Genomic DNA, 22,453 nt, shown 5'->3' on the forward strand with positions numbered 1-22,453 from the left:
CACAATTTGTAAATAGAGAGCTAGGGTTCCGGTTGCAGAATTGTTCTGCGATGTCTGGTCCGAGAGCTTTCGACCTCAGGCTGGATATCAGCGACAGGGGTTACACGGCGGGATAAAAGCCCGGGAGATTGTTGGCCTAACCGCCAGAGTGCTCCCTATTAAAAAAGCCGCTGTCACCATACCCTTGGAGGTTGCTCATGTTGCACCACGCTCGCCTCACCAAAAGCCGACTGACCAAAACATTAGTCGCTCTGTCGTTGTTATTTTCCACTGCGCTAACCTCCGCTGCCGAACCGTTTAAAGTCTGCTGGTCCATTTACGTGGGCTGGATGCCCTGGGGCTATGCCGACGAACAGAAAATCATGGACAAGTGGGCAAAAAAATACGGCATTGAGGTCGAAATCGTTCAAATCAACGATTACGTTGAGTCGATTAACCAATACACCGCCGGTCAGTTTGATGGTTGTGTGATGACCAATATGGACGCTCTCACCATTCCCGCCGCCGGCGGGGTAGATTCCACCGCATTGATTGTGGGCGACTTCTCCAACGGGAATGACGGCGTAGTACTCAAAGGCGCCAACAAAACCCTGAAGGACATCAAAGGCCAAAGCGTCAACCTGGTAGAGCTGAGCGTGTCTCACTACCTGCTGGCACGCGCGCTTGAATCTGTGGGCATGAAAGAAGCAGACGTGAAAGTAGTTAATACCTCCGATGCCGACATGGTCGCGGTTTACGGCACTAAAGACGTCACCGCCGTCACTACCTGGAACCCATTGTTGAGCGAAATCCTCACCCAGCCCAACAGCACCAAAGTATTCGATTCCTCCAAAATCCCCGGCGAAATTATGGATTTGATGGTGGTAAACACCAAAACCCTCAAAGCCAATCCGGCGCTGGGCAAAGCTCTCGTCGGCGCTTGGTATGAAATTATGGGAGTGATGAGCGGAGCAGATAAAGCCGCCGCGACCGCAAAAACTGCCATGGCGACCGCCTCAGGCACCGACCTTGCTGGTTTCGAATCCCAACTGGCCAGCACCAAGATGTTCTACACCCCCGCCTCCGCACTCGATCTGGTGAACAGCGACGAGCTGTTAAAAACCATGCAAAAAGTCGCCGAGTTTTCTCTTGATCACGGCCTACTGGGGGAAGGCGCACCGGACGCAAAATATATCGGCGTAGAAGGCCCCAAAGGCGTCTATGGTGATAAGAAGAACGTGAAACTGCGCTTCGATACCACTTACATGCAAATGGCTGCCGATAAAAAACTTTAACACGGCACCTCGCCCTGCCTCGCCAGAGCATCGGCGCGAGGTGGGGTGACCTTAGCCTTTAACATTAAGTAAAAAAGTTTTCCCACTACTTAGCTTTACCACCTTATGAAAAGACTAATAAATCTTACACCCTCTAAACCCACGCGCTTACTGCTTGGGCTTATACCTTTCATCGCCATTTTTTTTGTCTATTTAATAGCGTCTGATGCACGCCTGGCTGAAAACGCTACCGACAAACTCCTGCCCAGTTTTGCGCAAATGGGCGATGCGATTCATTCGCTGGCCTTTGAACCGAGTAAACGCAGCGGTGAATATTTATTTTGGCAGGATACTTTCAGCAGTCTCTACCGTTTAACCATGGGCATTTTTATCGCCGCCGTGCTCGGCTTTACTATAGGTCTACTCACCGGAGCTATTCCTTCAATTCATTCACCAGTAGCGCCGCTGCTAACGATTATTTCCCTGGTGCCGCCCATGGCCCTACTACCGATTTTATTTATTGTGTTCGGTTTGGGCGAGCTCTCCAAAGTTGCCCTAATCGTAATAGGTGTTGCGCCCTTTATTGCGCGCGATATTCAGCGCTGCGCGCAGGAAATTCCGCAAGAACAATTAGTCAAAGCGCAAACGCTGGGCGCCTCTACCTGGCAAATTTTAGTCCGCGTATTAATTCCGCAATTATTGCCCCGACTGATTAATGCAGTGCGCCTGTCGCTGGGCGCGGGCTGGTTATTTTTAATTGCCGCTGAAGCCATCGCCTCAACCGACGGCTTGGGCTACCGCATATTTTTAGTGCGCCGCTATATGTCTATGGATGTGATTTTGCCCTACGTGGCCTGGATCACCCTCTTGGCATTTTTGGTGGACTGGCTACTCGCCAAGATCAGTCGGTTTTGCTTCCCCTGGCATTACCCTAACGCGAATTAATGGACGGAAACTGCTATGACAATTCTTCCGTTCGATAAAAAAATTCTTGAACAGAAACGAGCTAAAGCCATGCCATTAATCAAGGCAAAAAATCTGTGGAAAAAATACGGCGATAACGTGGTGCTGGAACGCATGAACGTGAGCGTCAACGCCGGTGAATTTATCACCATGGTCGGCACCTCCGGCTGCGGCAAAAGTACCTTTTTGAAAATGCTGCTGGGGATGGAATCACCCAGCTCCGGTGAATTATTACTGGAAGGCAAACCTATTCCGGACGAGCCGGATCAATCGCGCGGCATAGTCTTTCAACAATACTCGGTATTTCCCCATCTGACCGTATTGCAAAACGTGATAATCGCGCGGGAATTTGAACACTCGCCCTTGCTGGGAAAATTATTCGGCAGCCGCAAACGCAAGGTGGTCGAGGAAGCCAAAGCACTGCTGGAATCCGTAGGCTTAAGTCATGCGATTAATCGCTATCCACACGAATTATCTGGCGGCATGAAACAGCGCTTGGCCATTGCCCAGGCGCTAATTCGTCAACCGCGTATTTTATTACTGGATGAACCCTTTGGCGCCCTGGACCCGGGCATTCGCGCCGACATGCATCAATTGATTTTAAAGCTCTGGCGCGAGCACCAGTTAACTGTGTTTATGGTGACTCACGATTTAAGTGAAGGTTTTTATCTCGGCACCCGCCTCTGGGTATTCGACAAATTACGCCGCGACAATCAAGCGCCCAACGCCTATGGCGCCAGCATCACTTACGACCTACCGGTTACCCGCCGCAGCAGCGAACTTCCCAGTGAATTGCAAACACTGACTAAAGAACCACTGGAACTTTAATTTTTTCGGATCGATCACCATGAGCAAGATGTTGTACACCACCACCCTTCCCGGCAACGGCCACTGGTCGCTGGAATTGCGACGCGGCAGCCTGATGAAAATCACCGACATCGAAGGCGGTGCTAACCTCGGCATGCTGTTTTACAACCCGCGCAATTTATTGGAGCGCTACAACGCCCCCGACACACTCAAATGCCAACACACGTTTAAATTGCAGCGTGGCAATTGTTTGTATTCCGATATGGGACGAATTTTCGCTTCCATCATAGAAGACTACTCTGCCAATGGCGCAGGCAATTGGCACGATACCCTATGCGGCAATAGCAACGCACAGATAGTGGCGGGCCGCTGGGGCCAGCGCGATTATCAAACCGATCGCAATCAATGGCTACAAAATGGTTATGACGCCTTTCTGGTAGAGCTGGCCAAATACGGTATGGGGCGCGCCGACATGGCCGCTAACATCAATTGGTTTAGCAAAGTCGTTGCCGATGACAGCGGCAATATTTCGCTGGATACCCAAAATCAAGCGGCGGGCAACAGCGTCACCTTGCGCTTTGAAATGGACACTCTGGTGGTGATGCACGCTTGCCCCCATCCATTGAGCTCCGCTGAAAAATACCCGTTTAAATCCGTACAGATTGAATTGGGCGAAGCAGACCCCGTCACCGACGATGATTTCTGCAAAAACTTCCGCCCGGAAAACCAGCGCGGATTTCACAACAACCAACTCTATTATTTGGCTGTCCAATAAAAAGCAGCTAAAAAACGTCGGCGGAGCTATCCGGGATAATATTTTTCACGACTGTCGGAGACAAGGAAGTCGACGACGAGCCTCCAAGGATTGATTCACGGCGTGTCGTGAAAAATACTTATCCAGGAGAGTGGAGCAAACGATCAACTGATTGAGGCAAAAAAATGTCACTTCTAGCAAGCAATCTACATCCTGAAACGTCTGTCGCGCGCCATCATGTAAAAGCCGGCGATTATTTTTTGGGTGAAATTAAACAAGGCCAAACCTTTCGCATTGTGGATCTGGAAGGCAATCAAGCGGCGGATGTTTTATTTTACAACGCCAAAGATCCCAGCGAACGCTACAGTGCGATGGACACCATTCGCACGCAAGGCAATTTGTATTTAAGTGCAGGCACCAAATTAATGTCCAACGCCAATAATGAATTATTGGAAATCGTCGCCGACACCTGCGGCCGTCACGACACCTTGGGCGGCGCCTGCGCCACCGAGAGCAATACCGTGCGCTACAGTCTGGAAAAGCGCTGCATGCACGCCTGCCGCGACAGCTGGATGCTGGCAATTGCCGAACACCCGGAATTTCATATCAGCAAGCGCGACATTACCCACAACATCAACTTCTTTATGAATGTTCCCGTCACCGCACAAGGTGGACTCACCTTTGAGGATGGCATTTCTGCCCCGGGAAAATACGTGGAGCTGAAAGCGAAAATGGATATTGTGATGCTGATATCCAATTGCCCGCAATTAAACAATCCTTGCAATGGCTATAACCCTACGCCGATTGAAGTGATCGTTTGGAATTAAATTTTTGAATCATCTTCAGTGGACGACCACTGTCGTAAAAACTACCTGCGGGACGACCCGCCGGAGCCGGAAATGTTCACCAAAGTCCTGATCGCCAACCGCGGCGCCATAGCCACCCGCATTATTCGCACCCTCAAAAAACTCAACATTCAATCGGTCGCGGTATACGCAGAATCCGATGTCGATTCCTTGCATGTTCGCCTCGCCGATGAAGCCTACTCACTGGGCGAAGGCGCCGCCGCCCAAACCTATCTGGATCGCAAAAAAATAATTGCACTGGCACAGCAAACCGGCGCTCAGGCAATTCACCCAGGCTACGGATTTTTAAGCGAGAACTCCCTCTTTGTGGCGGAGTGCGAAGCGGCGGGCATAGTATTTATCGGCCCCACCGCCGAACAGATGCTCACCTTCGGGTTAAAACATAAAGCGCGCGAATTGGCGCAGGCCGCACAAGTTCCCCTCTGCCCCGGCACCGACCTTTTAAAAAATATCGAGGAGGCACGGGCATCGGCCGCGCAAATCGGCTATCCGGTCATGTTAAAAAGTACTGCCGGGGGCGGCGGTATTGGAATGCAGTTGTGCAATAGCGAAGAAGAATTGGTTGCGGCCTTCGATTCAGTCAAACGCCTGGGCAAAAATAACTTTGCCGATGACGGCGTATTTTTGGAAAAATTTATTGCCGCCGCACGCCATATTGAAGTGCAAGTATTTGGCGATGGCAAAGGCACCGCCGTCGCCATTGGCGAGCGCGATTGCTCCAGCCAAAGACGCAATCAAAAAGTGGTAGAAGAATGCCCTGCGCCCAATTTGCCGGACGCACAGCGCAGCGCTATGCAAAAAGTGGCGGAACAATTGCTCGCCTCAGTCAGTTACCGCAACGCCGGTACCGTAGAATTTATTTATGATTCGCTCGACAACAAATTTTATTTTCTGGAAGTAAACACCCGCTTGCAGGTGGAGCACGGGGTTACTGAAGAGGTTTATGGTGTGGATCTGGTGGAGTGGATGCTCAAGCAAGCCGCCGGCGAACTGGGCAATATTCGCCAGTTGCGCGATCAACTCACACCCCAGGGTCACGCGATTCAAGTGCGCGTTTACGCCGAAGATCCGGCACTGAATTTTCAACCCTGCGCCGGTTTACTCAGCAAGGTTGAATTCCCCGCACTTAATGACCAACTGCGGATCGATCACTGGATTGAAAGCGGCATAGAAGTGCCTGCGTTTTTTGACCCCATGCTCGCCAAAATTATTGTCAAAGGCAGCGATCGTACCGAGGCATTGGCAACCCTGAGCAATGCCCTGGCAAGTACCCAGCTTTACGGCATTGAAACCAATCTGGGTTATTTGCGCAGCCTGTTGCAGGATGAAAAATTACAGCAAGGCAAAATGACCACGCGCTATTTAAACAGCTTTGTATTTAAGCCAGCACGCATTGATGTGATCCAAGGCGGAACCCAAACCACCATTCAGGATTTCCCCGGACGCCAGGGTTACTGGCATGTGGGTGTTCCCACCTCCGGCCCCTTCGATAGTTATTCATTCCGTCTGGGCAATCGCCTGCTCGACAATGACATCAAAGCCGCCGGCTTGGAAATTACCTTACAAGGCCCAACGCTGAAATTTGGTTGCGCTACAAAAATTGTGCTTACCGGCGCACAAATCGATGCAAAACTCGATGGTATTGCCATTGCTGCCAATGAAATAGTTGCAGTGAACGCGGGCCAGCAATTGCAGCTGGGGCGCATCACCACCGGTGCACGCGCTTATCTCTGTGTGGCCGGCGGCATTCAGTGCCCGGATTATTTGAGCGCGAAATCGACTTTCACGCTCGGCCAATTCGGCGGTCACAATGGCCGCGCGCTGCGCGCGGGCGATGTGTTGGCGCTCGCCAGCGATTGCAATCGCGCCATCAATTCCGCCGCGCTGCCCTCAGCCTTGGTTCCCTCCATTACCAACGAATGGCAATTGCGCGTGGTCTACGGCCCTCATGGCGCGCCGGATTTTTTCACCGGTGAGGATATACAAACGTTTTTCGCCACCGCTTGGGAAGTGCATTACAACTCCAGTCGTACCGGTGTGCGTTTAATCGGCCCCAAACCCCAGTGGGCGCGCAGTTCTGGCGGCGAAGCGGGTATGCACCCATCCAACATTCACGACAACGCCTACGCCTTCGGCACGGTCGATTTCACCGGCGATATGCCCGTCATTCTCGGCCCCGATGGCCCCTCGCTGGGCGGATTTGTTTGCCCAGCTACAGTGATAAGCGCGGATTTGTGGAAGCTGGGACAAGTGCGCGCGGGCGATAAAATTCGCTTCACGCCGGTAAGTATTAGCGATGCCGTAGCGATTGAAAAAGCGCAAATCCAATCGCTGCAACAACTCGGCGAAATTACCTACAACGCGCAAATTGCCGCAATAGACACGCCGATTGTTAAAAAATTATCGGCGCAGGAATTTGGTGAAGATATTATTTACCGGGTCGCCGGTGATCACTTCCTGCTGGTGGAATATGGCCCGCTGGAATTGGATATTCAATTGCGCTTCCGCGCGCACGCACTTATGCAGTGGCTGCAACAAAATTTCCTGCCAGGCCTGCGCGAACTGACACCCGGGATTCGCTCACTGCAAATCCATTACGACAGCCAGCAATTAAGTTTGGAAAGTCTATTGGCCCATTTGGAAACGGCCGAAAAATCCCTGAGCCAGCAACTCACCCAACTCAGCGTGCCCTCGCGCACTGTGTATTTGCCACTCAGCTGGGATGATGAAGCCTGCCAATTGGCGATTCAAAAATATATGCAATCGGTGCGCGCCAATGCGCCTTGGTGCCCAAGTAATTTGGAATTTATTCGCCGCATTAACGGCCTGGATTCCATTCAGGAAGTGAAAGATATTTTATTCTCCGCCTCCTATTTGGTGATGGGGCTAGGCGATGTCTATCTGGGGGCACCAGTGGCAACTCCGGTAGATCCACGCCATCGTTTGGTCACCACCAAATACAATCCCGCACGCACCTGGACTGCGGAAAACTCGGTCGGCATTGGCGGCTCCTATTTATGTGTTTACGGTATGGAAGGCCCCGGCGGTTATCAATTTGTCGGCCGCACCTTGCAAATGTGGAATCGCTACCGCACCACCCAAGCTTTCAAGCAGCCCTGGCTACTGAACTTCTTCGATCAAATTCGTTTTTACGAGGTGAGCGCCGAAGAGCTACAAAAAATTCGCCGCGATTTCCCCTTGGGCCGCTACGATATCCGCATTGAAGAAACTCGCTTCAGCCTCGCGGAATACCAAAAATTTATCGCCGAGAACCAGCAAGATATCAGCGCCTTTACTGAAAAACGCGAACAGGCCTTCGATGAAGAACTCGCCCGCTGGCACGCCAACGGCCAATCCAACTACGAACAACCTGAAACCATCGAAAGCGAAACCGAACAAGAATTTTCTGAAGATGCCATTTGCGTAGACAGCTCCGTCTCCGGCAGCGTCTGGCAAACCCAAGTCAAAATCGGGCAGCAAGTTAAGGCGGGCGATGTTTTATTAATCCTCGAATCCATGAAAATGGAAATTAACATCAGCGCCCCCTGCGCCGGAAAAATCACTCACTTGTTAAAAAATGATGGGGCGCGAGTACAGGCGGGGCAGACGCTGGTGGTATTGGAAGAGACTTGAATCATAAAATAAAAAACCCGGCGCAGGCCGGGTTAACATCCAAGGAGAACAAACAACAAAAACTTAACTAGTCATGCGCTGCTCACGCAAAGTGCCAATTACTGCTTCGAGCGCACGATCAAACAACATGCCATCATCCAATATTGTAAGGCGTTTGGTTTGCAATGCAATCGCCAAACTTTCCCGGCTTTCTTCGGCCACCTTCATGCCGGAGCGATTAACAAAAATATATTTCCCAACTGAGCGGATAATTGCAGCCAGACGACAACGATACTTTTCACCGGCCTCGCCTTGCATTTCAAACCAGGTCCCCTGGGTAATGTTATTAACCAGAGCGAGATGCTGTGAATCAGCCTGAATACTCTGCACAACAGGTTCGTCTTCAACGGTTACCTCAACCGGCGGAACAGCCTCCGTCATCGCCACGGCAACTGGTTCGCTTGCATCAGTAATTGTTTCTGCACTCGCAGAATTTTCTACTACAACATTTTCAACCGGCGCAACAATTTCAGCTTCAACTGCTGGAGTCTCGGCTTGCGGCACAACAACATCACTCACCACATCAATTACTACAGGCATTTGGGCTGCAACAACAACTTCAGCAACAACCTCCGCCTCTGCAATTGCTTTTAATTTTGCCGCCTCGGCATTCGCCGCTAATTGCGCTTTTTGCTGAGCCTCAACCATTGCTGCCTTCATACTTGCATTTTTGGCGGCCAATTCTTGCGCTTTAACAGCCAGTGCATCGGCAGAGACGGAGGGGGCAGTATCAGCCTGTGCTTTCGGTTCGCCACGTAACCGCGCCAAGTGAACCACTTCCAATTGCTTGAACAAGTTAGTGGTTTCGAACGGACTAAATGAGATGCTTTCCAGACCGGTTCGCAACTTTTGCAGCAAATCTGGAACCAACTTTAATAGCCGCTGGCGATTATCTTTATCCATAGGCGCTGTCACACTCCACACCAATTGCTGCGCAGTGGCAGAGCAATTACGCCATTCATCGCTATCTACACTTTGCTTCAAGCTGGTGATAAACATTACGTTGGCCCATGCTTCACGCAATAATTTTGTCACCGCCAAAGGCAGGTCTTTTCCCATACAAATGCGATTTAATTCTGCATCCACTTGTGCGCGGGCACGCTCAGATTTTGCCTTGCCGTCTTCTGCATCAATGGTGCGCTGCTCTAGAATTTGTGCGCGGCGCTTTTCTTTGTCCAAATAAGAACGGAAGTCCACCAGCAAGCGCTCAAAGATACCCATGTCGGTATCAAACTCCGTGAGCACAGCACGCACAGTCTCTTCCATTTTGCTGTAGAGGCTATCTTTGCGTTGGCTTTCTTCTGTGGATTCTTGCCACCCCAAGCAGGCCATCGCCATCTCATTTAATAACCGACGAGCAGGATGGCCGCCCTTGCTAAAAAAGGTCTTGTCGGCAATAGCTACTTTCACCATAGGAATTTGTAGACGACCGATCAGCGCTTTCATGGGAGCCGCCAAATTGCGGTCATCCAGAATAAATTCAAACATCATACTGACAAGATTAATCACGTCATCATCAACCTGATTAATCGCAGCCGCTGTTTGGGTTTGTTGATGCAGTAGCTCATTTAACATCGAGCGCAAATTTCCCGTTACGCCCCCCATGGCAAGTGGTGAGCTATAACTATTTTGTTGCTGGGCCAACGACAGAATTTTAATTAAATCCTGCGTGGTAATTTCTTCACCGGGCAATTGCACACGTGCAGTGTTACGACTTGAACCTAGCAAATTGCGCAACTGACTTAGCACTTGATTTGTTTGCTCGTCATAGCTTGGCGCAAAGCCGCCGCCAATAGGCGCTGCTTGCAAACCCATATCGACTTCCGCACTCAGCCCTTTACCAAAGCTATCGGCAACATTGGAGGTAGCTTTTTTGGGTGCGCGCGAAGCCTGTTTCAGCGACGGCAAAATATTGGCATCAACCAATGTTTGATTGAGCACATCAAAAAACCTGCCTAATTTTGACATTACGATATTGTCAAACAGCTTGAACAATACCAACTTGGCCTTAACATCAACATTGAGTGTTTTAGTGGAGTCGATAAATGCTCCGCAAATCACGTCGACGCCCAGCGGATTATTCTTTTGGTAAACCTTAATCGGCACCAAATGATCAATACGTAATGTCAAATGCTGGATAGCTTCACTGAACTGTTCGTTGGCTTTGTTAACCATCCCGTCAACCGCAACCATTTCCTCCAGCTCGTCGTTTTTAACCAGCGACAGATCATCCAACGACACAGAACTATCGTTCGCTTGCTTTTCATCGCGGTAGGCATTGGGGTCCAATAGACGGGCAAAGCTGATATCAACACTACGGAAAAAAGCAGCTTCCATTGCGCGACGGCGAATACGTACCTCGCGCATGGAGTCAAAAAAGATATTTTGGTCATGGTTATTGTTGGCTTTATCTGCCAACTCAAACATGGCGTCGTCCACTTTATCGAACAGCTCGCGCAAAAATAATTGCAGCTGCTGGCGAGCCTTATCACGCAATGTATGCATTGCAGCAGGCAAACGCGCGAGTGCAACTTGCGAATTCGCGGTAGAATTCCGCTCTACATTTAATTGAACGACCTTTTTGGGGTCTGCTTTGAGATGCTCAGACATGGTGGATTACCATTAGTAAAAACTTGCGTAATTGAAGTATAACCAAGGGCAAGAGACACCAAATAGGCAAATGACAGGATCGAGAGGCATATCACAAACAGTTATAACCACTAGGCCTGTTTTGCTGTTTTTAAGTATATTTAGTAATTAAAGGCTGAAAAACGCGCCATTTAGCCCCCTTTTATCAAATAATCTGTTTAATTATTCGACACTTTCTATGAATATTTTTTATAGCAAAAATCTACCCACATTACGCGAAGATATAACCAAAACCGTTGCAATGGCACTCGAGGAGGACATAGGTGCAGGCGATATTACTGCCCAATTAATTGCCGCCGACGCACAAGCTGAAGCCCGAATCATTACTCGAGACGACTGTGTTTTTTGTGGTAAAGCCTGGGTTGAAGAAGTTTTCAGCCAGCTAGATCCCACAGTTGAAATCAACTGGTTCGTGGAAGACGGAGCACAGGTAGCAGCAAACAGCTTGCTATTTAGCTTAAAAGGCAACGCGCGCAGCTTATTAACTGGCGAGCGCCCTGCCCTTAATTTTGTACAAACACTCTCAGGTACTGCCACCATCAGCCGCCAATATGCTCAGCGTGTTTCGCATACCCAAGTAAAACTGCTGGACACGCGAAAAACCATTCCGGGACTGCGGACTGCGCAAAAATATGCCGTTGCTTGTGGCGGTTGCCATAACCATCGCATTGGCCTCTACGATGCCTTTTTGATTAAAGAAAACCATATTGCTGCTTGTGGTGGAATAGTCCAAGCAGTTGCGAGGGCAAATCAGATTGCGCCGGGAAAACCGATAGAAGTCGAGGTAGAAACATTTGATGAGTTGGAGCAGGCATTATCTGCTAAAGCGGATATTATTATGCTTGATAATTTTTCTATTGAAGATATGAAAAAAGCAGTGGAAATTACAGCTAAGCGCGCAAAACTCGAGGCATCCGGAAATATCAATGAAGCCACCCTGATTCCTACGGCAGAAACCGGGGTGGATTTTATTTCGATTGGAGCGCTCACGAAACATTGCAGGGCGGTGGATTTGTCGATGAGATTGACTTGATTTCCACGCAACTGCATGCTCACCGGAAATGGATTAAGCAGTTCCCGTTTCGGCTAGAGGTCACAGCCTTTAGGGCGATAAGGAGCGTCGAGTGTGGTAGCGCAGCTCCATGAACCTTCCGCAGTCCTCGTCCATGTCAAAGTTCTAGTAGATAGCGCCGGTACTGCACTCACACCGAAGGTTGCAACAATTGTCACCTCGCCTCCCACAGCGATCGCGACTTGCGGAACACCTTGTCCCGCAGGCAAAACCGCGCCCGTTTGCGAGGCGCCATCGATCAGACTAGAACCAACCGCGCCAGGATCACACTCTCCATCAGCGCCCCCGATTACAACTAAACCTTGGTTCAAACAACTTTCTACCAATGCCCTCAAACTACTGGCTTCGGACATCACTCTGGATGCTTGGGATTTGGCAACGTAAACCTGATAAGAGGGGAGCGCAACAGCTGCAAGAATTCCAATGATTGCTACTACAATCATCAATTCGATTAGCGTAAAACCATGTGAATTGTATCTTTTCATCTTAGAGTCCAAAAAAGGCCGTTGCTATCCCTGGTCAGCAAGTTTCAAGCCAGCTTAAAAAAACAAAAAAATACGCAGTAAAAATCGAGGTTCCAAGAAAATTGGAACAAAAAGAAACTCCAGTTATGGCGTAGAGTTATATTTCATTTTACTCGGTTGACGCAAAACGTCACAAAGTGAAAGAAGACGGTAGCGAAAAACTGAGTGGCTAATGCTGCACAAAAAATCTCATGAGCTACCATGGAGCCAGTTCCACTATCGCAATTAACTTTTCTTGCGTTTTGCTCACCAAAACAACCAACGACTTGTTTTTAGCTGCCATAGGAATATAACTGTCAGATTCTGGATATTGCAGCAATATCGACTCCACCTTCGCTTTGTCATTAAAACGATTAAGAATTTCAATAGGAAGCGCATTTGAGAATGCGTTATGTGACCGCTCGTTAAAAGGGACCAAAGAATTCTGGCTGTAAGCAGCGTCAGCCCCTTGATCTGTCGCCTTATCTGACACCGCCCCCCAGCTAGGCCCACTAAATGATAACGAAAAATCCTTGCTAGTATTTTCCCCGCGCACTACAGCTTCATACGCCTGAACGGCCACAAAATGTTTATTGCTGTATACCAACCACACCGGACGCCCTTGTGCCACGATGTATAAGCCATACCCAAGAGCGATCGCCTGCAATATTCCAATAATTGCCAAATCCATTTTTAGCGTTCGCTTACCTGGTTTTGCCACCAATAACGTCAGCAATGGTCCAACTATTACATCAACACCCAGCAACAACATAAATATGCCAGTAACTCCCAAACCTACATCGAGTGGCGATGGATACCAAACTCCGAACACACAATACAATGACGCTAGCGCGACAAAAAAAGAAAGTAGCAAGTGCGCTGCGAAGTAACGCAATCTAAATCGCATAAATTATCTCAATATGATTAGTTTTCAGGTAATGCACTCAACAAGGGTAGAACACCCTGCATCGTGTAATGAATATTTAGCTGTTTATAAATCCACACAATCCATTCGTTAGAGGGACTGCCCTGAAGTTTATCGGCGCCACTTCGCAACAAAACAGTCACACCACCATAGCTATCAACTACGGCAATAGAAGAAGATCCGGGCAAGTACCCTTCGTGGTAATAAAGTGCCATTCCATTTTTTTCAGGCTGATACTGAAACACTCCGTTAAAGACACAGCGGCTATTGCTGATAAAGCTGCAAGGTTGCGCGGGCGAAGGCGGCACAAAAGGAAAAGAGGAATGATGTTTGATATCCCATAACAATCCAGCCAAGGCCGCTGCAGAGCCCGTTAATCCCGCTAACGAGGAAAGTGAGTCAAAATCAAAAAGTCCCAAGTAAGTTTCGTTGTACCATTCCTCGTAGCGATAATCATACCTGACTTCATCTTGATCAAAGTGGTCACCGGCAAATTTGATATCACGCGCCGCCAATGTAAACACACGCTCGACATAACTTCGATACGGCTCACCGGTCACGCGGCGAATCACTTCACCTAAAAGACAATAACCTTCGTTTGAGTAAACTTGCTTTTGACCGGGAGCAAAACCGAGCGTAAGTGTTTTCAATCTATCCAGGCTCTTCGGGCACCAAGGCCTGCTTTGCCTTAGAAACATTGGATCTCCATTAAGACTCAAGCGATTAAAACCAGCTTGATGGTTGAGCAAGTGGGCAATGCTAATTTGACGAACCCTTACGTCTTTAAACTCGGTAAGTTCCGGAAGAAAGCTAACCAGTTTGTCGTCAAGACTAATTAAGCCTTGTGATTTGAGTCGCATGATTGCGGCCGATGTTATTAGCTTTGTGGTACTGGCATACCGATATCGATGACCGTCCCGAATTGGCTCGCCAAACATTTTATCCTTAAAGCCAAGGTTGCAGGTTTCCAAATGTTTCTCCGGCGACAAAAACACCGCCTGCACAGAATAAGCTCCGCGCTCCTGAACCGCATACTCAGGAAGAGTTTTCAGCCAAGAGAATTCAGTCGAACATCCTTGCGCAAAAGTATTAACTACAAAGGCCTCGTAGGGTTGAAACCAGCGCGCCACCTTATAGGGATAAGTATCAATCTGGAAATAAAGCCAAAAAGACACCGCAACTACCACCGTAGTAACGAAATACTTAACGGCTTTCGCTTTCACTAACCTCACAGCGGTTACCCCCCTTTAAAGATCGCCCCCTTCTCACGGCTGCGCCTAAAAAAAGCGATACCGATGACACAAAAAAAAATCACCTATACCTGGATTACATATGCCGCTTAACGGCAACCAAACCCATCCCTACATAGAGCAAACAAATAATTGAGGACTGACTTTAGACTGTTTTAAATTGTCGCAGCGAAAATTTGCTAGCCAAAATACCTAACAAAACACCTACTGGAATATCAATAAAATAGTGCCACCCTAAAGCCATGCTATCTATAAAGAAAACACACCAGCTCAATACAAATAAAACCCTAAAGAAAACACTTAACGACATTGAATAAATTAAAAACACTGTAGCATGTGCAAGATGCAAACTAGGCATAGCTGCCAATCCAGAAACAAAAAATCCTTCTGGGATTACTCCGGTATTTTTTATCTGATTATAGGTATCGAGCATCTCTGCCTGCTGGAGATTAACCTCAAAATAATAACTATTAAAATAAACGAAAGGCCCAGCTGCCGGAATCACCCAATAAAGGACGCCGCCAACCAATAAAACCAACCCAATGGCAAGATTCAGGGATCGCAACCTTCCAAACCCTTTAAATGCCATAAAAAGATTAACAATAAAAAAATTAAACACAAATAAGTTATGATATAAAAAATTCAAATCAAACGATAAGTAATTATAGAGGTCAAACCTAACATCTCTTATTAACCCAGGAAACCTCAAGATAACATCGAGAGCATGCAGTTCTGGGTCATAATTATTAGGGTTAATTATTGGCGCCCAAGACTTGAAATTGAAGTGGAAATAAACCGACAACACAAGAAATAGGAATAGCAGCACGACTTTACGCCAGTTATTTCGAGCCACACCCAAAACAATCAAACTACCCAACAAAAGGGGCAGAGTGTAGTGATCAAAGGCAAACCGTCCCCCTTGAAATGATGGCATGCAGATCTGGCCAACTTTCAAAAATGCCACGAAAAAAAATAACGAAAAAAAAATGAGCGCTTTTACTTCAATTTCCTGCCTCGAAAGAGGCTTAATTAATACCAAGTGTAAAAATGAAAGCGATGATTTCTTCATTATATTTTTTTGCGTAATTTAGCGTTGACTATCTGAAATAAAACTTAATTGCTTTGTTTTGTTTCGTGGTATTCCTGCTCAGAATTGATTGACCATAATTCGCTACGCGGTCGTGACGGATCCATAATGCAATTTACCGCCTCCATCGCCGTCAACATCGAATGATCCTGATTATTATATCTATGCTGTCCATTACGACCTATACAATACAAATTCGAAATCCCATCAAGAAACGTCTTTATCTTGTCAAACTCATTGTAAGTTCCGAAATAGGCGGGATAGGCTTTTTCTATTCTAATTCTACAGGTATCTAGAATGTCCTCTGCATCCAGTATATCGATCTTGATTAACTCAGCTACCGCAAGACGAATAAATTCTTCATCGGACATTTTCCAAATATCATCCTGATCTGAACACATGTATTCTAATCCAACCCAAATATTATTAGGGTCATCGACCATATAAGGAGACCAGTTATTGAAAATTTGCAAACGGCATAGTTTTACGTCTTGCTCCTGAATATAAATCCAGGTATCTGGGACGATGTTGCCAACAGTTGGTATGTCCGTCTCATTTTTAATCTTAAGCTTTTTAGCTAATACTCCGACTGTCATAAAATCGCGATAAGGAAGGTCTTTAGCAATTCTGTGTACGTCTGCTGAAATGTCGCTGCCCGCAATACTTTTGACTAGATCTTTAATCGGCATTGTGGATAAACAAAAATCACAATCAAAGCTAACTACTTGACCATTACATTCCGCACTCACACTAGCTATACGGTCTCCCTGCAAGTGAATTTCAGTCACTTTGTGAAGCATATGTATTTCGCCTCCCATCTTGCGGATATCGTCCGCCACGCACTCCCATAACTGGCCTGGCCCCAACTTCGGGTAGAAAAATTGTTCAATTAAAGAAGTCTCAGTTCCCTTCTGACGCAGATCAGCTGCATCCGCTCTAGCACCAAAAACTTTTTTTAATGCGGAAAAAACGGCTTTTGATAGAGACAATCCCTTGATACGCTGAGCCCCCCATTCAGCAGAAATTTTCTTTGGGTGCATGCCCCACACTTTCTCTGTGTAGCCTTCAAAGAACATTCTATAAAGCGGAACACCGAAACGGTTGACTAAAAAATTCTCCAGTGAATCCTCGGATGGGCGCTTTTTAATTTGAGAAATAAGATAACCAAAACCAGCGTAAATCGTACGCGCTATTCCAAGATTTAAAATGGTACCCAGCTTTAACGAAATAGGGTAATCAAAAAATTTGCGCAGGTAGAAAATTCGCGAAATTCGCTGGCGAATCAGCATAACGCGATCTTCCTTTTCCGGATCCGGGCCCGATTCCGCCCAAGCTTTTTCTCGTTTCAGTAGAATATCATCTTGAGATGGCGCCGACTGAAGCGGCATGCGCTTAGCCCACCAATCCATTACCACATCACTTTTTGAGAAAAATCTGTGCCCCCCAATATCTATTCGATTTCCTTTGTGATTAATCGTGCAGGAAATTCCACCGATACGATCTGTGGACTCCAAGATAATAGGATGTATACCGCTGTTTTTCTCCAACATCTCGAACGCCGCCGTCAAGCCGGCTGGCCCTGCCCCAATAATTAATGCGACCTTTTTCATGCGATACAACCCAAACCTATCTGAAGAAAACAAAAATTTTGCGCAAACCAAAATTCCAAAACAGCACCATTATCGCAATGGCAATTTTGGACATTCGCGCATCAAACGCTAATAGATCTACACATACGACCATCAAAACTGATGTCAACATTAGGCCACCAATTCCAATGAGGATAAAAATAGCAAGATCCCTCCGTGTACGCGCGCGCGTGCCACGCCACACCCAACACACACACATCAAATAATTTACCGTTACGCCAACCAAAAAACCTAGCCAGGTCGCCAAAATGTAATGCCCACCAAGACTTAGCACGCTGTTAAAGACGATAAAATCCGCCCCAAATGCTACACCGCCCACCAACACATAACGGCAAAATTGCAGCAACAATAGGTAATATTTACTGCCCAAGAAAAATTTTAATTCGCCTACCAATTCAAGACGGCGAACAAAGTACGACTCATTTGAAAATATGGTAAAAAAAGGCATTAACATCAATTTCAGAAGCTGCATTAGATTCTTCCAAGATTATGGGTTTGTTTGTTATCACATTGATATAGGTTCGTTGAAGGCTCGTTACCCGAAAGCTTTGCTTCAATCAAACCTTTTGCCGCAAGCGGGAACGAACTCATTACAAATCTCACGCCGGCGGTCTTACAAAATGGCGTAAAATCGCTAATCGAGCGTATCCATTGGTTTCGTTCGCGTTTACAAAAGTCCATATCTGTACTGGGGCATAAGAGCAATATTGCCTTTTCACGCCGATTGGCCTCCACTGCGGTAGCGCGAGAAAATACGATCCCTGCCATTTGGATACCCGATAAATAGCTAGGACGTTGAAGGCTAATCCAGATCGTTGCTGGCGGGCCAAACGTAAAAACATCCTCGCCGATGGGTATAAGTTCTCTGAGCCTCTCCAGACGCTGTGTTTTTGCCACTCTATTTTCTGGCACCCAACTTTTGCCCAAACACCAAAACGCAAGGCATGCCGCAAGGAAAAAGCTAAAAATTACAGGTATATGCACAGTTTTATAAGCAGACACATAGACCAATACACAAACAAAAAACAGATATAGTGGCAACGCGCATTCATGCCAAACACCAGAAAAATCTTGCAACCGCGAACCATCAAATAACGCAGTAACGACCCCAATATGGAAATGACTAACCACGACTAATAACAGCACAGGCAGAAACAATAACGCGATCCCCATCCATTTACTGAACGCCCAAAAAAGCACAGTTCCCCAATTTTTTTTCAAAGCAAGAACGAGAACCAACGCCCACACAGCCACCACTAACCCTGTTAATTGGCTACGCATTAACCAAGCGGCGATTAGCGTAATTGCAACTGTTTTACCCTCTGCTTTTACTTCCCAAAGCTTCAGAATTAGGTTTGGCAAAAGTAAAATGGCCACCAGGGTGACTAACCAAAACCAGCGCCATGCCTGCCCTTGAGTCACCAGGGTTAGGTGCAAAACGTCACCGCCTATGCCATGCACAAGCACTGCCAAAACGCAGGTAAATACAGCTGCAACCGCTAATCGCTTTTCGGTATCGCCGCTGACGAAAATGCAGGCACTAATCAGACTTATTAACGGCACCAATGCATTGGCAATATCATCCATTGACCAAAAATAGAAAAATAAATAAGTGTTGCGATCTTCGATTATGCTCAGCCACTCTGCATCAAACTGCCAGCGAGTTAGCAACTGCGCATTATTTGCAATTAACAACAACGCGATAACTGCAACGGCAAGTAAACACAACCTTCGCCAATGAGCCATATATATACTTGACAGAGCAAATATTACGCCAGCCATGCCCATTAATGGATGAAGTAATAGCGCGACCAGTAAGAGCGCCGTCGCCGCTATTTTTTTCCTATCAAGCCACGCAGCTATGAAGAAAAGAGTAAATGCTTCCGACAACATGCGGGGGGTAACAAAAGGTTCAATGTAGAAAAAAACGCGCTCCGAACCATAGGAACTTGAAAGCACCAAAATCAGTCCCACAGAGAAAATCGCAACACTGTAGGACAAAATTCTCTTTGCAAGCAGAAAAACAGCACTAAAAAATAAACAGTGACCCGCGAGTGTAATTAAAGCACCGGCCGATTCAACTCCTAATAATTCAATTAGGACTGCATATACTGGGCTAAAAAGTGTAAAGCTATCTTGCGAGCCGAAACGCAGAAAAATATCATTTTGGTAAAGCTCTGGAGCTAGATGAGAGAGCGCCTGTAATGTATACAATTGCGCGTCATGCATTATTCCGGCATATGGAAAAAACAATACCCATAAAAAAAATATACCCGCCCACAACCCCGAGTAATGCACAGTGCTATTTCCTGCAAAATACCGTGCGATTTTGACCTCAAATAACGCTAACCACATGAACCCTGGCTTCCTTATAAAAATGGAGACGATACGTCCCTGACGCTGACACATAAAAACACTACTAGATAACACTGATAACATAAACAGCACAGAAAGTTAAAAAAAAGGCGCCCCAAGGCGCCTTTTTTGACCAGCGAAATACTGAGTCGATTAACTGCCTGAACCACAACCATTGGGAGCGTACTTGCCATCAACACTTGAAGAGCAAGTCCAGGAACCATTTGGATCGCGAGTCCACGACAGAGTTTTTTCAGCAATGGCTGCCGCAGCGCCGTTGCCAAACGCACCGCCAATTGTGCTATCACTTGTACCGTCATCAGCGATAGTTATATTTACACCACCCTTACCAGTAGCCGACCCCAGATCCGATCCCGAAGCTCCAAGCAGAGTACTACCGGCAAATCCGATAACGCATTCGTCAGCATCTGGTGCCGCATCAACATTCACCGGATTGACACGCCCCTCCAGCAAACAGGTCTCCACTACTGTTTTTAAAGAACCCAATTCAGTCATCACGCGAGACACTTGTGACTTAGCTACGTAGGTCTGGTATTGCGGCAGAGCTACAGCAGCCAAGATACCAATGATCGCCACAACGATCATCAATTCGATCAACGTAAAACCTTTTTGCATTTGCTTCATAACTAACTCCGATTAAGTTGGGCGACTAGCCGTTTTGTTAAACACAGTTAAAGTCAAGCAATGCGCATACCAACTGCTCGAATCCCTTTATTTAACCGAGATTATTGCTCAGCAGAGCTGGGCAGTGGGTGTTTTTAGCGTGCCTAACGGGCACTTGAAGCAACCAACATGGACAATAAGTGACATTTTTTGTCATTCCATATTTGCGCATACATTAAGTACCATATGAGCTAGTATTCTCTCGTGAATGTAACGAATTTTCTCTCGGATGCACTTATGAACACCCCAGCAAACTCCACTGCGCTTAACGGATTGGCGAGACGCTTGGTCGCAGACAACCTGATTGATGGCGAAATAGCCGCAAAGGCGATGCTTCAGGCAAAAAAAGACGGCATTCCTTTTGTTGATATGCTTGTCAGTAAAGAAATTTTGGATGCGCGCACCATAGCTCGTGTCGCCGCAGAGGAATTTGGCTCACCGGTTTTTGACCTCACAGCGCTAAACAAAGAATCCATACCGCTAAAGCTGGTTGACGAAAAGCTCATTCGCAAGCATCACACCCTGCCAATCGCCAGAAGGGGCAACAGGCTATTTTTAGCGGTTACAGACCCCACCGATATCCACGCACTGGATGAAATAAAGTTCAACACTGGAATCAACACGGAAGCTGTTCTGGTAGAAGCAGACAAACTCAAAGCTGCGATCGAGCAATACTTTAACCTTCAAGAAGGTAACTTGGGTGATGCACTGGGAACGCTCGATGAGAATCTTGACGAGCTGGATGTTCAGACAGTTGATGAGAACAACAGTGACGACACTCCCGAAGCCGATGAAGCACCTATCGTAAAGTACATTAACAAGGTATTGCTTGACGCGATAAAAGGTGGTTCATCAGACATTCACTTCGAGCCCTACGAGAAAACTTACCGTATTCGCTTCCGTACAGATGGGGTACTCCATGAAGTCTCGCGACCACCGGTTAACCTTGCGACCAGGATGGCGGCACGCTTAAAAGTAATGTCGCAAATGGATATTTCCGAGCGACGTTTACCACAAGATGGACGCATAAAACTGAAAGTTTCCAAAACTCGCGCGATAGATTTTCGGGTTAACACCCTGCCTACCCTCTTCGGTGAAAAAATTGTGCTGCGTATTCTCGACCCCAGCTCTGCAAAGCTGGGAATCGATGCATTGGGTTATGAGGATGACCAAAAAAGACTCTACCTGGACGCATTGGCACAATCGCAAGGAATGATTCTGGTTACCGGCCCCACCGGTAGTGGTAAAACTGTATCGCTTTATACGGGCCTAAATATTCTCAATACTTCTGAAGTCAACATTTCCACGGCAGAGGACCCGGTTGAGATAAACCTGGAAGGTATTAACCAGGTGCAAATGAACACAAGAGTTGGCTTAACCTTCGCGGAGGCACTCAGGTCTTTCTTGCGCCAAGACCCCGACGTTATCATGGTGGGGGAGATTCGCGATCTTGAAACAGCTGAAATCGCGATTAAGGCGGCCCAAACTGGACACTTGGTATTGTCAACGCTACACACCAATTCGGCACCTGAAACGCTTACGCGCCTGCTAAATATGGGTGTACCCGCATTCAACGTGGCGACATCGGTGAGCTTGATTATCGCCCAACGCCTTGCCCGCCGTCTGTGCACCGCGTGTCGCAAACCTGCCACTGATATCCCGGAAGAGATACTTCGGCAGGAAGGGTTTGACGAAGTCAGTATTCCGCGCTCAGAATTCCAGTTGTTTCATCCCGTTGGCTGCGAAAAATGCAATGGGGGTTATAAAGGCCGGGTGGGTGTATATGAAGTGGTTCGCATCACCCCACAGATTGCCAACCTTATAATGGAAGGCGGCAACTCTTTACAAATTGCAAGAGCGGCCAAAGAAGCAGGCTTTAACAACCTGAGAATTTCCGCATTGCGTAAAGTCGCAATGGGTTTAACCAGCCTTGAAGAGGCTAACCGAGTCACCAAGGATTAATT

General features: G+C 47.3%; 17 protein-coding genes and 1 riboswitch. Of the genes, 8 read left to right on the forward strand and 9 right to left on the reverse strand.

What is annotated here, in order from left to right:
• Positions 1-9 precede the first annotated feature (9 nt).
• A riboswitch (guanidine-I (ykkC/yxkD leader) is annotated at positions 10-129 on the forward strand.
• 68 nt (positions 130-197) lie between these two features.
• From D0C16_RS11165 to uca, 6 genes are all read left to right on the forward strand, one after another.
• The gene (locus D0C16_RS11165; RefSeq protein ID WP_151032459.1) at positions 198-1,274 is read left to right on the forward strand and encodes a putative urea ABC transporter substrate-binding protein; all 1,077 of its coding nucleotides are present in this window, start codon (positions 198-200) and stop codon (positions 1,272-1,274) included.
• Positions 1,275-1,379: 105 nt separating this feature from the next.
• Complete coding sequence (locus D0C16_RS11170; RefSeq protein WP_151032460.1) at positions 1,380-2,198, forward strand: ABC transporter permease; 819 nt, start codon at positions 1,380-1,382, stop codon at positions 2,196-2,198.
• A gap of 69 nt (positions 2,199-2,267) precedes the next feature.
• Positions 2,268-3,044 carry an ABC transporter ATP-binding protein gene (locus tag D0C16_RS11175; protein ID WP_151034898.1) on the forward strand — a complete coding sequence of 259 codons (777 nt, stop codon included), beginning with the start codon at positions 2,268-2,270 and terminating at the stop codon, positions 3,042-3,044.
• A 19-nt stretch (positions 3,045-3,063) separates the two neighbouring features.
• A complete protein-coding gene (locus D0C16_RS11180; protein ID WP_151032461.1) occupies positions 3,064-3,798 on the forward strand; it encodes an urea amidolyase associated protein UAAP1 in 735 nt (244 codons plus the stop codon).
• 164 nt (positions 3,799-3,962) lie between these two features.
• Positions 3,963-4,604 (forward strand): urea amidolyase associated protein UAAP2, encoded by a 642-nt coding sequence (locus D0C16_RS11185; RefSeq protein ID WP_151032462.1) that lies wholly within the window; start codon positions 3,963-3,965, stop codon positions 4,602-4,604.
• Positions 4,605-4,676: 72 nt separating this feature from the next.
• Complete coding sequence (gene uca, locus D0C16_RS11190) at positions 4,677-8,276, forward strand: urea carboxylase (RefSeq protein ID WP_151032463.1); 3,600 nt, start codon at positions 4,677-4,679, stop codon at positions 8,274-8,276.
• A 63-nt stretch (positions 8,277-8,339) separates the two neighbouring features.
• Here the strand turns inward: uca and D0C16_RS11195 are convergent, their stop codons facing one another.
• Positions 8,340-10,925: a DUF1631 domain-containing protein gene (locus D0C16_RS11195; protein WP_151032464.1), complete on the reverse strand. Its 2,586-nt coding sequence runs from the start codon at positions 10,923-10,925 to the stop codon at positions 8,340-8,342.
• Positions 10,926-11,142: 217 nt separating this feature from the next.
• Here D0C16_RS11195 and nadC point away from each other — a divergent pair, with 217 nt between their 5' ends.
• Positions 11,143-11,997, forward strand: a complete 855-nt coding sequence (gene nadC / locus D0C16_RS11200) for a carboxylating nicotinate-nucleotide diphosphorylase (RefSeq protein WP_151032465.1) — start codon at positions 11,143-11,145, stop codon at positions 11,995-11,997.
• A 53-nt stretch (positions 11,998-12,050) separates the two neighbouring features.
• On the opposite strand, the gene D0C16_RS11205 is transcribed toward nadC, so the two are convergent.
• From D0C16_RS11205 to D0C16_RS11240, 8 genes are all read right to left on the reverse strand, one after another.
• Positions 12,051-12,521: a pilin gene (locus D0C16_RS11205; RefSeq protein ID WP_151032466.1), complete on the reverse strand. Its 471-nt coding sequence runs from the start codon at positions 12,519-12,521 to the stop codon at positions 12,051-12,053.
• Between the two features lie 235 nt (positions 12,522-12,756).
• Positions 12,757-13,446 (reverse strand): TfpX/TfpZ family type IV pilin accessory protein, encoded by a 690-nt coding sequence (tfpZ, locus tag D0C16_RS11210; protein WP_304487113.1) that lies wholly within the window; start codon positions 13,444-13,446, stop codon positions 12,757-12,759.
• Between the two features lie 17 nt (positions 13,447-13,463).
• Positions 13,464-14,687 carry a serine hydrolase gene (locus D0C16_RS11215; RefSeq protein ID WP_191968693.1) on the reverse strand — a complete coding sequence of 408 codons (1,224 nt, stop codon included), beginning with the start codon at positions 14,685-14,687 and terminating at the stop codon, positions 13,464-13,466.
• A gap of 172 nt (positions 14,688-14,859) precedes the next feature.
• Positions 14,860-15,783 carry a phosphatase PAP2 family protein gene (locus D0C16_RS11220; protein ID WP_151032469.1) on the reverse strand — a complete coding sequence of 308 codons (924 nt, stop codon included), beginning with the start codon at positions 15,781-15,783 and terminating at the stop codon, positions 14,860-14,862.
• Positions 15,784-15,827: 44 nt separating this feature from the next.
• Complete coding sequence (locus D0C16_RS11225; protein ID WP_151032470.1) at positions 15,828-17,411, reverse strand: NAD(P)/FAD-dependent oxidoreductase; 1,584 nt, start codon at positions 17,409-17,411, stop codon at positions 15,828-15,830.
• Positions 17,412-17,427: 16 nt separating this feature from the next.
• Positions 17,428-17,922 carry a GtrA family protein gene (locus tag D0C16_RS11230; protein ID WP_151032471.1) on the reverse strand — a complete coding sequence of 165 codons (495 nt, stop codon included), beginning with the start codon at positions 17,920-17,922 and terminating at the stop codon, positions 17,428-17,430.
• Complete coding sequence (locus D0C16_RS11235) at positions 17,922-19,805, reverse strand: hypothetical protein (RefSeq protein ID WP_151032472.1); 1,884 nt, start codon at positions 19,803-19,805, stop codon at positions 17,922-17,924. Before D0C16_RS11235 ends, D0C16_RS11230 begins: the two co-directional genes overlap by 1 nt.
• Positions 19,806-19,958: 153 nt before the next feature.
• Positions 19,959-20,450 carry a pilin gene (locus D0C16_RS11240; protein ID WP_151032473.1) on the reverse strand — a complete coding sequence of 164 codons (492 nt, stop codon included), beginning with the start codon at positions 20,448-20,450 and terminating at the stop codon, positions 19,959-19,961.
• 276 nt (positions 20,451-20,726) lie between these two features.
• Here D0C16_RS11240 and pilB point away from each other — a divergent pair, with 276 nt between their 5' ends.
• A complete protein-coding gene (gene pilB, locus D0C16_RS11245) occupies positions 20,727-22,451 on the forward strand; it encodes a type IV-A pilus assembly ATPase PilB (protein ID WP_151032474.1) in 1,725 nt (574 codons plus the stop codon).
• Positions 22,452-22,453 lie beyond the last annotated feature (2 nt).

It is taken from the genome of Cellvibrio sp. KY-GH-1 (assembly GCF_008806975.1).
Taxonomy (GTDB): Bacteria; Pseudomonadota; Gammaproteobacteria; order Pseudomonadales; family Cellvibrionaceae; genus Cellvibrio.